This window comes from Nonomuraea typhae, assembly GCF_009760925.1.
In the GTDB taxonomy this organism is placed as follows: domain Bacteria; phylum Actinomycetota; class Actinomycetes; order Streptosporangiales; family Streptosporangiaceae; genus Nonomuraea; species Nonomuraea typhae.
Genome location: NZ_VRLV01000002.1, coordinates 1,087,565 through 1,099,632, shown reverse-complemented (window position 1 = coordinate 1,099,632; position 12,068 = coordinate 1,087,565). Strand labels below are relative to the sequence as shown.

The following is a 12,068-nucleotide window of genomic DNA, read 5'->3' as shown; positions in this document are numbered from 1 at the left end:
TGGGCGGTCAGGGGGTCAGATCGGTTTGCTCCAGAGGGGTTCGTCCACGGTGAAGCCGACCGGCTCGCCCCAGCGGTTGCGGTAGCTGACCTCGTGGACGGGCCGCCTCGGGGCCACGTCCCAGCGGCCGGTCGGGTAGCCGAAGGTGACGGCGCAGGCCAGCCGCCAGCCCTCGCCTTCGGGTACGCCGAGCACCCGCAACGTCTCCTTGGGATGGAACAGGCCGAGGATGGTGGTCAGCGAGGTGCCGACGCCGTACGCCCGGGCCGCAAGCTGGGCGCTCCAGACGGCGGGGAAGACGGAGGCGCCGCTCGGATCGTGCTGGACGAAGGCGAACAGCATGAGCGGGTAGCCCTCGAAGTGGTCGGCCAGGTGCTGCGCGGAGGCGAAGACCCGGCGCCCCTGGTCGTCGGCGTTCTCCCGGGCCTCCTTGTAGTGCGTCTCGAACAGCCGGTGCAGGCCGTCGCGGTACAGGGGTCCGAGCTCGGCCTTGATCGCCGGGTCGTCGGCCAGCAGGAAGCGCCAGTTCTGGGCGTTGCCGCCGCTGGGGGCGCGCACGGCGGCGTCCAGGATCGCGCGCTGCACCTCCACGGGGATCGGGTCGGGCCGGACCCGGCGCATGGCACGGGTGGTGTAGAGCGCTTCGAAGAGGTCCATCAGGCCAGCACCCCCGCCTCGCGCAGCTTGCCGGTCTCGGTGGCGTCGAGGCCCCACGCGCCGAGGTCGGTCAGGCGGGTGGCGGGCGACAGGTCGGGGGCGGGCGCGCCGTCCAGCCGGGGCGCGGGCAGGGGCTGCTTGTAGTCGCCGACCTGCACGAAGCTGCCGCGGGCCACGTTGTGCGGGTGCTCGGCGGCCTCGGTCATCGACAGCACGGGCGAGACGCAGGCGTCGGAGCCGTCGAAGACCGCCTCCCACTCGGCCCGCGTCCTCGATCGGAACGCCTCGGCCAGGCGGGCCTTCAGCGCCGGCCACTGGGCGCGGTCGTCGCGGTCGGGCAGATCGGTCAGGCCCATGAGGCGGATCATCTCCTCCCAGAACTGCGGCTCCAGCGCGCCGACCGCCAGGTGCTGCCCGTCGGCGGTCTCGTAGGTGTCGTACATGGGGGCGCCGGTGTCGAGCAGGTTGGTGCCGCGCGGTCCCCAGAACCCGGACTGCGCGCCGTGGCTGAACATGGCGAACAGGATGGCGGCGCCGTCCACCATGGCGGCGTCGATGACCCGCCCCCTGCCGGTGCGCTCGCGCTCGAACAACGCCAGCAGGACGCCGTAGGCGAGCATCAGGCCGCCGCCGGCGAAGTCGCCGAGGATGTTGATCGGCGGCGTCGGCTGCTCGCCCGCGCGCCCGAGCATCGACAGGACGCCGGAGATCGCGATGTAGTCGATGTCGTGCCCGGCGGTCGGGGCCAGCGGCCCGTCCTGGCCCCATCCGGTCATGCGCCCGTAGACGAGCCGGGGGTTGACCGCGTGGAGGTCGGCGGGCCCGATGCCGAGCCGTTCGGCGACGCCGGGGCGGAACACCTCGATCACCACGTCGGCGTGCCGGGCCAGTTCCTTGAAGGCGCCCACGCCCTCGGGCGCCTTCAGGTCCAGCCCGATCGTGTGCTTGCCGCGGTCCATCACGTCGGTGCGCGGCCGGTCGTGGACCGCCTTGACGCGATCGACGCGCAGCACGTCGGCGCCGTGGTCGGCGAGCATCATCCCGGCGAACGGCCCGGGCGCGAGCCCGGCCAGCTCCAGCACCCGCACGCCGGCCAGGGGACCTTCACGCATGCACATCTCCTCGACTCTAGTCCGGTACGGCTGGCTCAAGCAAGCGCTTGGTAACAAGCTCCAGCCGCGTTCTCCCAAGTAGAACAACATTCGGGATCAGCCCGCAAGCATGCCGGGGTGTGGTGATCACGCTTCCCAGGACCCCCACATATGGGAAACTTGCCCACTGTTGTGGAGGTTGGACATGATTTCGGAACGGCTCGTCGCTCGGCGGTACCAGTTACTGCGCGAGCTGGGGCGCGGCGGCATGGGCGTGGTCTGGGAAGGTCGCGACACGCTCCTCAACAGGCAGATCGCGATCAAGGAGGTGCTTCTGCCGGAGGGCGTGCCCCCGGCCGATCGTGAGCGGCAGCTCATGCGCACTGCCCGCGAGGCCCGCACCGCCGCACGGCTCAACCACCCGTCGGTCGTCGCCATCTACGACGTCGTCGAGGAGGACGGCCGCCCCTGGATCATCATGGAGCTCATCAGGGCCCGCTCCATCGAGGAGATCGTGGCCGGCACCGGCGCGCTGCCCATCCCGCAGGCGGCCGACGTCGGCCGGCAGGTGCTCTCCGCGCTGCGCGCCGCCCACGAGCAGGGCATCCTGCACCGCGACGTCAAACCGAGCAACATCCTGCTCGACGCGGACGGCAGAGCCGTGCTCACCGACTTCGGCATCGCCACCGCCGAAGGCGACTCCTCGCTGACCACGACCGGCATGGTCACCGGCTCGCCCAGCTTCCTCGCGCCGGAACGGGTGCGCGGCGCGGAAGCAGGGCCCGCCTCCGACCTGTGGTCGCTCGGCGCCACCCTGTTCGCCTCGCTCACCGGGCGCTCGCCCTTCGAGCGCGGCGACCCCATGGCCACGCTGACCGCGCTGCTCAACGACGAGCCCGACTACCGGCGCATCCCGCCCGCCATGCATCCCGTGCTGCGCGGGCTGCTGCGCAAGGAGGCGCACGAACGGCTCAGCCCGGAGGAGGCCGACCGGCTGCTGGCCGGGCTGGTGGCCGGCCGTACCGAGGAGTCGAGTGAGGCGGCGGGCAGCAGGAGGACGCTCATCGCCGCGGTGACCGCGACCGTCCTCGTGCTCGGCGGCGGCGTGGCCGCCTATTCGGCATGGGCGGCCGATCCGTCGGCGGACCCGCCGCTGGCGCAGCGCGTGGCCAGCAGCTCGGTGCCCACCGTCACCACCGCGCCGCAGCCGCTCCAGACGACGACCCCGGCGCCGTCGCCCGTCACCCCGACGCCGACCAGGACCAGGCCGCAGGTGCGCACGTGGGCCTCGCCGGACGGCTGGTCCATCTCCCGGCCGACCGGCTGGCGCGGCGCCCGAGGGGAGGGCGCGGCCACCTGGACCCGGCCCGACCGGCGTGGCCACCTGGCCGTCGAGACCGTCTTCTCCGAGCTCGACCCGCACCAGCTCCTGCGCGACTCCGAGGAGATGTTCAAGGAGACCGGGCAGGAGTACGCCAACGTCGGCCGCAAGGTCGTGCGCCATCGCGGCCGGACGGCCGTGGAGTGGGAGTTCACCTGGCGGGCCACGGGGGTCCCCGGCGACACCGGCTGGGCGCGGGCCGGGCAGAACTACCGCGAGATCAGGCGGGCGGTGACCGTCGGCGAGACCGCCTACGTCGTGTCCTGGACCTTCACCGAGGAACAGTGGCGGCGCCACCGCGTCCTCATGCGCAGAGTGATCAACAGCTTTACCGTGGGGACATGACACCCTGGGATCTGCTGGCGCTGCCCCCGCTGCCGGAGGGCGTCCTGCGCGCCCTCGTCGCGCCTTTGGGGGAGCGGGTACGGCTGCGCGTGCCCGCACGACGGGACCGGGCGGCGCTGCTGGAGGCGCTGCCCGAGGCCGAGATCGTGCTCGGCGACTGGTCGGGGGAACTCGCCCTCGACGCCGAGGCGGTCGCGGCCGCGCCGCTGCTGGCGTTCGTCCAGCAGCCGTCGGTCGGCGTGGACGGGCACGACCTGGCCGCCCTGGCCGCCGCCGGGGTGCCGCTGGCCAACACCGCGGGCGTCAGCGCCGTGGCCGTGGCCGAGTGGTGCCTGTCGGCGGCGCTGGCCGTACGCAGGAAGCTGACGCAGGCGGACGCGGCCGTGCGCGCGGGAGGGTGGCCGCAGCTGGAGCTCGGCACGAGCGAGCTGTCCGGGTCGAAGGTCGGGCTCGTCGGCTACGGGCCGATCGGCGCGGAGTGCGAGCGCCTGTTCGGCGCGTTCGGCTGCGAGGTCTCCTACTGGACGCGCACCCCGCGGGAGACGGCCGCGTTCCGGCCGCTGGAGCGCGTCGTGGCCGAGTCCGACGTGCTCGTCGTGGTCATCGCGCTGTCGGAGCAGACCCGCGCCCTCGTCGACCCCCGGCGGATGAAGCAGGGCGCGGTCCTGGTCAACGCCGCCCGCGGCGGGGTCGTGGACCAGGCGGCGCTCGTCGAGGCGCTCGGCGGGCACCTGGGCGGGGCGGCGCTGGACGTCTTCGAGACCGAGCCGCTGCCCGCCGGCGACCCGCTGCTGGGATTCGCGCACGTGCTGCTCTCGCCGCACGTCGCCGGCGTCACCGGGCAGTCGACCGGCCGGGTGGTCGAGGCGGTCATGGACAACCTGGGGGCCGTCCTCGACGGCCGGCCCGTGGCGCACGTGGTCAACGGCCTCGCCCCGGACGTCTCCCGGAAGTTTGGTCATTCTCCTGTGGTGTAAGGTCTCCACCTGCCACTATGAACAGTTTTCGGCTCTGTAACAGACCCCGGGCTGTTCTAGGGGTTAGCAGGGTTATACGGTCTTACGGACGATCTCTACCAGCTCCAGGGGGTGTTCCGTGGCGACGGACATGTCGGCACACCAGAGGGCCGTAGAGCAGATCCGGCAGTCATACGCCGAGATTCCCGGGGACGCCGCGCCCCGCCTGGCCAAGGCCACGTCCAACCTCTTCAGGTTCCGCGACAACGGCAAGACGGCCAAGCTCTCCGCCCGTGACCTCGCCGAGGTCATCAGCGTCGACCCGGTCACGAAGACGGCGGAAGTCCAGGGGATGACGACCTACGAGGACCTCGTGGACGCCACGTTGCCCCACGGGCTCATGCCGTACGTCGTGCCCCAGCTCAAGACCATCACGCTCGGGGGAGCGGTGACGGGGCTGGGCATCGAGTCCACCAGCTTCAGGGACGGGCTCCCGCACGAGTCGGTCGAGGAGCTCGAGATCCTCACCGGCGACGGGCGCGTCGTCATCGCCCGTGACGACAACGAGCACCGCGACCTGTTCCGTGCCTTTCCCAACTCGTACGGCACGCTGGGCTACGCGCTGCGCATCCGGATCAAGCTCAAGCCGGTCCAGCCGTACGTGCATCTGACGCACGTGAGATTCACCGACGCGGACAAGTGCATGCTGGCCATGCAGGAGATCTGCGACACGATGGTCCACGACGGCGAGCAGGTCGACTTCGTGGACGGGGTGTTCTTCACCCCCGACGAGATGTACCTCACGCTCGGCCGCTTCGCCGAGCGCGCCCCGTACGTCTCCGACTACACGGGGATGCGCATCTACTACCAGTCCATCCGCAAACGCAACCGCGACTGGCTGACCGTCCGCGACTACCTGTGGCGCTGGGACACCGACTGGTTCTGGTGCTCGCGGGCCTTCGGCGTGCAGCAGCCCGTCGTGCGCTCGCTCATCCCGCGCCGCTACATGCGCTCCGACGTCTACCGCAGGCTCGTCGCCCTCGACCGCAAGTACGGCCTGACCGCCCGCATCGACCGGTGGCGGAACCAGCCCGTGCAGGAGTCGGTCATCCAGGACGTCGAGACCCCGGTCGAGCGGGGCGCCGACTTCCTGCGCTTCTTCCATGACAAGGTCGGCATGACGCCGGTCTGGATGTGCCCCCTCAAGTCGAACAGCGAATGGCCGCTGTATCCGCTGGAGAAGGGCAAGCTGTACGTCAATTTCGGGTTCTGGGGGCTGGTCCCGTTGCCTCGGGGGCAGTTCGACGGGTACTACAACCGGCTCATCGAGAACTCCGTGCACGAACTGGACGGGCACAAGTCGCTGTACTCGACCTCTTTCTATGCCCGTGAGCAGTTCTGGCAGCTGTACAACGGCGATGCTTACTGGCCGGTCAAGCGGGAATACGATCCGAACGGTCGTTTGCTTGACCTGTACGACAAGTGTGTGCGGGGAAGGTAAGTGATGGCGCTCGCAACCATCTTTGAGAAAATCGTCGGTTCCAATGCAAATGTGTCGTTCCTGGCCTACGACGGCAGTAAGGCCGGGCCGGACGGCGCGGACATCACCATCGAGGTGAAGTCACCCATCGCGGTGGCTTACCTGTCGCAGGCTCCGGGGGAGCTTGGTCTGGCGCGTGCCTACGTTTCCGGTCACATCGATGTGCATGGCGACATGTACACGTTGCTCGACCGGATGTGGAACATCACCACCAACGACCTGACTTTTGCCGAGAAAGTGGATGCTGTCCGGGCTTTGGGGATGAAACCCCTCCTCATGCGTGTTCCGCCGCCCCCGCAGGAGATGCGGCAGAGCACTCTCGCCAAGCTCGGCTCCCGCCACGCCAAGCAGCGTGACGCCGAAGCCATCCACCACCACTACGACGTCTCCAACCGCTTCTACGAGTGGGTCCTCGGCCCGTCGATGGCCTACACCTGCGCCGTCTACCCGGAGCAGGACTCCTCCCTCGAAGAGGCCCAGTTCACCAAGTTCGACCTGGTGGCCAGGAAGCTCGACCTGAAGCCCGGCATGCGCCTGCTCGACGTCGGCTGCGGCTGGGGCGGCATGGTCATGCACGCCGCCAAGCACTACGGCGTGAAGGCCCTGGGCGTCACCCTGTCCAGGCAGCAGGCCGAATGGGCCCAGGCCGCCATCAAGGAAGCCGGCCTGGAGGACCTGGCCGAAGTCCGCTTCATGGACTACCGCGACGTGCCGGAGTCGGATTTCGACGCCGTCAGCAGCATCGGCCTGACCGAGCACATCGGCGCGGCCAACGTCCCGTCGTACTTCGCCTTCCTGTACGGCAAGCTCAGGCCGGGCGGCCGCATCCTCAACCACTGCATCACCCGGCCCACCGGCAAGGAGAAGACGTTCAACAAGGGCGGCTTCATCAACCGCTACGTCTTCCCCGACGGCGAACTCGAGTCGGTCGGCTGGCTCGTCCGCCAGATGGAGGACCTCGGCTTCGAGATCCGCCACGAGGAGAACCTGCGCGAGCACTACGCCAAGACCCTCCGCGCCTGGTGCGACAACCTGGACGCCAACTGGGAGGACGCCGTCCAGGAGGTCGGCATGGGCACCGCCCGCGTCTGGGCGCTGTACATGGCCGGCTGCATCGTCGGCTTCGAGCGCAACAAGGTCCAGCTCCACCAGGTGCTCGGCGTCAAACTGGACAAGGAGGGCCGCTCCGGCATGCCCCTCCGCCCCTCCGTCACCTGGCCCTGACCCCTCGTCACCCCGTGAGGCCCATCCCGGGCCTCACGGGGCGGTGAGACTCCCGAACGGGATCGTGACGAGGAAGGGGGCCTCCAACTCCAACTCCGTGCGATGCAGGCGGTGCAGCCGGTAGCTGCGGACCACCGCGTCCAGGTGGAACTCTCTGACCTCCTCGATCTCGTGTTTCTCATCGAGCAGGATCACCAGGTAGAGCGGAATGCCCGCCGTGCTGTACTGGATCAGCTTGCTGGTGAGATCGTCGGTCATGGTGCCCGGCGTGGACACTTCCACAACCCCCACGGTCTCCGACGCGTCGGGACTGCGTCCGGGGACGTCCAGGCAGGTGTAGATCACGACATCGGGGCGCCGGACGATGGACTCCGGCGGCCGGGACAACAGGACGTCGATGCCCGTCTCCACCTTCAAGGGCTTCCACGCCACGCACGGCGCGGACTCCAGGGCGCAGGCCAGCCGACGGGCGATCCGGTTGTGCAGCGGACTCGTCACGCCGGGAACCGTATCAGCCGGTGACCGGGTCGAGGCGTTGGAACAGACCGTAGACGAAGCGGGCACGGTAGGCGGCCGTGCCGTACCGGAAGGACACCACCCAGTGGTGCGGCGCCGAGCCCTCGTCCTGGGTGGCGCCCGGGAAGGCGACGTCCGCGACCACGTACTCCCACGGGACCAGGCCGGCGACGTCCGGCACGCGGGCCGCGCCGGGGCGGACGAACCATGCGTTCCACACCTCGCCGCCGGGCCCGGTCAGCACCTCGAACTCCAGGCCGGGCCAGGATGGCAGCGGCCAGCTGAGGGCGTCGCAGGTCAGGCTGCCGACCGGGCGTTCGCTCAGCGACGGCGGGCGGCCGAGGGCCGTGACGAAGCGGCGGGCGCCGCGGGGTGCGGCGGCGGTCAGGCGGGTCCAGTGGGCGTGTGCCTGGCGGAGTTCGGCGCGGGTGGCGTCCATGGCGGCGAGCGCGTCCTCCACCCGGTCGGGGTTGAGGTCGCGCATGCGGTGCATCAGGGCCAGCTCGAACTCCCGGACGCCGAATCCCATGGCCATGATTCTGCCTCCTGAGCACAGATGACTCCATAGTGGTGCCATCATGGGTTGTCGTGGCACCATCGACATGTCATAGTGGTGTCATGGAACTCGCGCCGTATGTCGACCACCTCCGCCGCGAGCTGGCGGTCGCCGCAGAAGCAGGCGGGCCAGAGGCCCGTGCCACGGCTGACAGGCTCATCGCCACGCTGGAGTCGGCCACCCGCATGGCCATGCTGGAGGCGTTGTCCGCCGCCGCCGCCGAGATCACCCGGGAGCTCGCCCCTGGCTCGGTCGACGTACGGCTGCGCGGACGCGACCCCGACTTCGTCGTGACCCCGCCACCGGCGCCGCAGGTGCGCGAGGCGGAGCCGGTCGCCACGGCCCGGCCGGTGCGGCAGCCGGAGGCCGACGACGGCGGCACCACCCGGGTCGCGCTGCGGGTTCCCGAGCACCTCAAGCCGCGCATCGACGAGGCGGCGGCCCGCGAGGGGCTGTCGGTCAACGCCTGGCTGGTCCGGGCGGTCTCGGCGGCGCTCGACTCCGGCGAGGCGGGCGGGGGTCCGAGAGCCTCCCAAGGGGGCCAGCGCTACACCGGCTGGGTCCGCTGACACACAACGCACCGCTCAGGAAGGCAGCGCCATGCCCCAGTTCGACACGAACGAACCGATCTCGGCGGTCATCGAGGTCGGCACCGGATATATCCGGATCGTCGCGAGCGAGCGCACCGACACCCTGGTGGAGGTGCACCCGTCCGATCCGGGGAGCGACGGTGACGTCAGCGCCGCCGCGCAGACCAGGGTGGAGTACGCCAACGGCCGGCTGACCGTGAAGGCGCACAAGAACGCCCACCAGCACTCGTGGTGGTGGTTCTGGGGCGGCTCGGTCGAGGTCTCGATCGAGCTGCCCGCCGACTCCGGGGTGGACCTGCGCGCCGACGCCGAGGTGCGCGCCATGGGACGCCTCGGGGAGTGCCGCTTCACCACCTCCATGGGCGACGTGGAGGTCGACGAGACGGCCAAACTCCTCGTGCACACCGGGGACGGCGACGTCTCCGTCTCCCGCGCCTCCGGCTTCGCCGAGATCACCACCGCCAACGGCGACATCCGCGTCCGCGAGATCGACGGCGGCGCCCTGGTCAAGACGTCCAACGGCGACATCAGCCTCGGCCGGGTCGGCGGCGACGCCCGGCTCAACACCGCCAACGGCGACATCCAGGTCGAGAGCGCGCTGGCGGGCCTGTCCGCCAGGACCGCTTCCGGCGACGTACGGCTGGGCCAGGTCGTCCGGGGCGCGATCACCCTCGACACCGGCACCGGCGAGGTGGAAGTCGGCGTCAGGAAGGGCACGGCCGCCTGGCTCAACGTGTCCTCCCAGTACGGCGACGTCCGCGTCACCATGGACGCCCACGACGGCCCCGCCGAGGCCGACGACCTGGTCGAGGTGAACGCCACGACCGCCTACGGCGACATCCTCATCCACCGCGCCTGATCCACCCCTTTCCGCCGCGGCCGCCCGCCCGGTGCCCGCTCCCGGGCCAGGCCCGCGTGCCCCCCTTTTTCATCAAGCCCCGAGAGACGAGGCATCATGCCGACCTCCCATGCCCAAACCGCCATCGAGGTGACCGGTCTCCGCAAGTCCTACGGCGACAAGCTCGTCCTGGACGGCATCGACCTGACCGTCAGAGCCGGCACCATCTTCTCCCTCCTCGGCCCGAACGGCGCAGGTAAGACCACCGCGGTGGAAATCCTCGCCACCCTCAAGAAGGCCGACGCCGGCCGCGCCCGCGTGGCCGGGTACGACATCGACACCCAGGCCCAGCGGGTGCGCGCCGCGATCGGCGTCACCGGCCAGTTCGCCGCGGTGGACGGCTACCTGACCGGCGAGGAGAACCTCCTGCTCATGGCCGACCTGAACCACCTGCCCAAGCGCGAGGGCCGCCGGCGCGCGGCCGGCCTGCTGGAGCGCTTCGACCTGGTGGAGGCGGGCAAGAAGGTCGCCTCCACCTACTCCGGCGGCATGCGCCGCCGCCTCGACCTGGCGATGACGCTGGTCGGCCGGCCGAGCGTCATCTTCCTCGACGAGCCCACGACCGGCCTGGACCCGCGCAGCCGGCACACCATGTGGCAGATCATCCGCCACCTGGTGGCCGACGGCGTGACGATCCTGCTGACCACGCAGTATCTCGACGAGGCCGACGAACTGGCCGACCGCATCGCCGTACTCGACCATGGCCGGATCGTGGCGGAGGGCAGCGCGGAGGAGCTCAAGCGCCGCATTCCGGGTGGCCACGTGAGCCTGCGCTTCGCCGACCCGCGCGCGCTGCACGCGGCGGCGGGGGCGATCGGCGGCGGGGCGACCCGCGACGACGAGGCGCTGACGCTGCAGGTGCCGGGCGACGGAAGCTTCCGCTCGCTGCGCGCCCTGATCGACCGCCTGGACGGCGCCGGCGTCGAGGCCGACGAACTGGCGGTGCACACGCCCGACCTCGACGACGTCTTCTTCGCCCTGACCGGGCACTCCCACGAGCCTCGGAAGGAGGCCCTGCGATGAGCGCGTTCTCCCACGCCATGGGCGATTCCCTGACGATGTTGCGGCGCAACCTGCTGCACGCCAAGCGCTACCCGAACATGACGCTCTCGATCGTGTTCATGCCGATCTTCATGTTGCTGCTGTTCGTGTTCGTGTTCGGCGGTGCGATCGGCGCCGGGCTGGCCAAGGGCGACTACATCGACTACGTCACCCCCGGCATCATCCTCATGACGGCCACCTCCGGCTCCGTGGTCGTCGCCGTCGCGGTCGCGGTGGACAAGACCGAGGGCATCATCAACCGCTTCCGCACGCTGGCCATCTCGCCGGGCTCGGTGATGACCGGGCAGGTCGTGGGCAGCGTCATCCAGACGATGCTCAGCGTCGCGCTGGTCACGGGGTTCGCGGTGCTGATCGGCTTCCGGCCGGCGGGCGGGCCGCTGGGCTGGCTGGGCGCGTTCGGGCTGCTCACGCTGGTGGCGCTGGCGGTGACCTGGTGCTCGGCGGCGTTCGGCCTGATCGCCAAGGGCGCGGAGACGGCCAGCAACATCGCGTTGCCCTTCCAGTTCCTGCCCTTCCTGGGCAGCGCGATCGTGACGCCGGAGTCGATGCCGGCGGGGATGCGGTGGTTCGCCGAGTACCAGCCGTTCACGCCGATCATCGACACGCTGCGGGGGCTGCTGATGGGCCAGCCGGTCGGCGGCGGCACCGCTCTGGCCGCGGTGGCCTGGTGCCTGGCGATCGCTGCGGGCGGATACCTGTGGTCTCGCTCGCTTTTCCACCGCCGCAAGGACGCTTGACGCGCATACTCGGTTCATGGAGCCGACAGCCGAAGTGCTCGACCTGCCCGACGGATACCGCACCGCGCCACAGACCATCACGCTGACCTGGGACGAAGTGCGGGGCAAGCTCGCGGCCGCGCAAAGCTACTGGCTGGCCACGACCCGGCCGGACGGCCGCCCGCACGTCGTCCCGGTCGACGGGCTGTGGGTGGAGGACCGGTTCTACTTCAGCGGCGGCGAGCAGACCGTGCACATCCGCAACTTGCGCGAGGACGGCCGCGCCGGCGTTCATCTGGAGGACGCCAAGGCGGCCGTCATCGTCGAGGGCCGGGCCGCCCTCGTCCGCCTCGACCCCGCGCTGGCCGCCCGCGTCGAGGCCGCCGACCGGGAGAAGTACGGCTACGGCGCGTTCACCCCCGAGGCGTGGGAGCTGACGCCGGAACGGGTCCTGGCCTGGAACTGGCTGCCGCAGGACGCCACCCGGTTCACCTGGACATGACACATGTCATCTCCAGCCGATGACGGACCGGACT

13 protein-coding genes are annotated in these 12,068 nt (G+C 70.5%); 9 read left to right on the top strand and 4 right to left on the bottom strand.

The window, feature by feature from the left end; genetic code table 11:
* Positions 1–15: 15 nt before the first annotated feature.
* Both FVE25_RS11560 and FVE25_RS11555 read right to left on the bottom strand, forming a co-directional pair.
* On the bottom strand, positions 16–657 hold the full coding sequence (locus tag FVE25_RS11560) for a nitroreductase family protein (RefSeq protein ID WP_157246400.1): 642 nt from the start codon (positions 655–657) through the stop codon (positions 16–18).
* Positions 657–1,769: a CaiB/BaiF CoA transferase family protein gene (locus FVE25_RS11555; protein WP_157246399.1), complete on the bottom strand. Its 1,113-nt coding sequence runs from the start codon at positions 1,767–1,769 to the stop codon at positions 657–659. Before FVE25_RS11555 ends, FVE25_RS11560 begins: the two co-directional genes overlap by 1 nt.
* Before the next feature lie 184 nt (positions 1,770–1,953).
* Between FVE25_RS11555 and FVE25_RS54365 the strand changes: the two genes are divergently transcribed.
* From FVE25_RS54365 to FVE25_RS11535, 4 genes are all read left to right on the top strand, one after another.
* Positions 1,954–3,474 carry a serine/threonine-protein kinase gene (locus FVE25_RS54365; RefSeq protein ID WP_219825426.1) on the top strand — a complete coding sequence of 507 codons (1,521 nt, stop codon included), beginning with the start codon at positions 1,954–1,956 and terminating at the stop codon, positions 3,472–3,474.
* The gene (locus tag FVE25_RS11545; protein ID WP_157246398.1) at positions 3,471–4,451 is read left to right on the top strand and encodes an NAD(P)-dependent oxidoreductase; all 981 of its coding nucleotides are present in this window, start codon (positions 3,471–3,473) and stop codon (positions 4,449–4,451) included. The genes FVE25_RS54365 and FVE25_RS11545 overlap by 4 nt, the downstream gene beginning before the upstream one ends.
* 130 nt (positions 4,452–4,581) lie before the next feature.
* Positions 4,582–5,931 (top strand): FAD-binding oxidoreductase, encoded by a 1,350-nt coding sequence (locus FVE25_RS11540; protein WP_157246397.1) that lies wholly within the window; start codon positions 4,582–4,584, stop codon positions 5,929–5,931.
* A 3-nt stretch (positions 5,932–5,934) separates the two neighbouring features.
* The gene (locus FVE25_RS11535) at positions 5,935–7,194 is read left to right on the top strand and encodes an SAM-dependent methyltransferase (RefSeq protein WP_157246396.1); all 1,260 of its coding nucleotides are present in this window, start codon (positions 5,935–5,937) and stop codon (positions 7,192–7,194) included.
* Between the two features lie 33 nt (positions 7,195–7,227).
* On the opposite strand, the gene FVE25_RS11530 is transcribed toward FVE25_RS11535, so the two are convergent.
* On the bottom strand, positions 7,228–7,692 hold the full coding sequence (locus FVE25_RS11530; RefSeq protein ID WP_157246395.1) for a Uma2 family endonuclease: 465 nt from the start codon (positions 7,690–7,692) through the stop codon (positions 7,228–7,230).
* Between the two features lie 13 nt (positions 7,693–7,705).
* Positions 7,706–8,239 carry a hypothetical protein gene (locus FVE25_RS11525; protein WP_219825425.1) on the bottom strand — a complete coding sequence of 178 codons (534 nt, stop codon included), beginning with the start codon at positions 8,237–8,239 and terminating at the stop codon, positions 7,706–7,708.
* Positions 8,240–8,328: 89 nt separating this feature from the next.
* Here FVE25_RS11525 and FVE25_RS11520 point away from each other — a divergent pair, with 89 nt between their 5' ends.
* The 5 genes from FVE25_RS11520 to FVE25_RS11500 all read left to right on the top strand — a co-directional run bounded on the left by FVE25_RS11520 (position 8,329) and on the right by FVE25_RS11500 (position 12,034).
* Positions 8,329–8,835 (top strand): toxin-antitoxin system HicB family antitoxin, encoded by a 507-nt coding sequence (locus FVE25_RS11520; RefSeq protein ID WP_157246393.1) that lies wholly within the window; start codon positions 8,329–8,331, stop codon positions 8,833–8,835.
* Positions 8,836–8,866: 31 nt separating this feature from the next.
* Complete coding sequence (locus tag FVE25_RS11515) at positions 8,867–9,715, top strand: DUF4097 family beta strand repeat-containing protein (RefSeq protein ID WP_157246392.1); 849 nt, start codon at positions 8,867–8,869, stop codon at positions 9,713–9,715.
* A gap of 96 nt (positions 9,716–9,811) precedes the next feature.
* On the top strand, positions 9,812–10,777 hold the full coding sequence (locus FVE25_RS11510) for an ATP-binding cassette domain-containing protein (protein WP_157246391.1): 966 nt from the start codon (positions 9,812–9,814) through the stop codon (positions 10,775–10,777).
* Positions 10,774–11,553, top strand: a complete 780-nt coding sequence (locus FVE25_RS11505; protein ID WP_157246390.1) for an ABC transporter permease — start codon at positions 10,774–10,776, stop codon at positions 11,551–11,553. The genes FVE25_RS11510 and FVE25_RS11505 overlap by 4 nt, the downstream gene beginning before the upstream one ends.
* A 16-nt stretch (positions 11,554–11,569) precedes the next feature.
* Positions 11,570–12,034, top strand: a complete 465-nt coding sequence (locus FVE25_RS11500; RefSeq protein WP_157246389.1) for a pyridoxamine 5'-phosphate oxidase family protein — start codon at positions 11,570–11,572, stop codon at positions 12,032–12,034.
* The last annotated feature ends 34 nt before the right edge of the window (positions 12,035–12,068 follow it).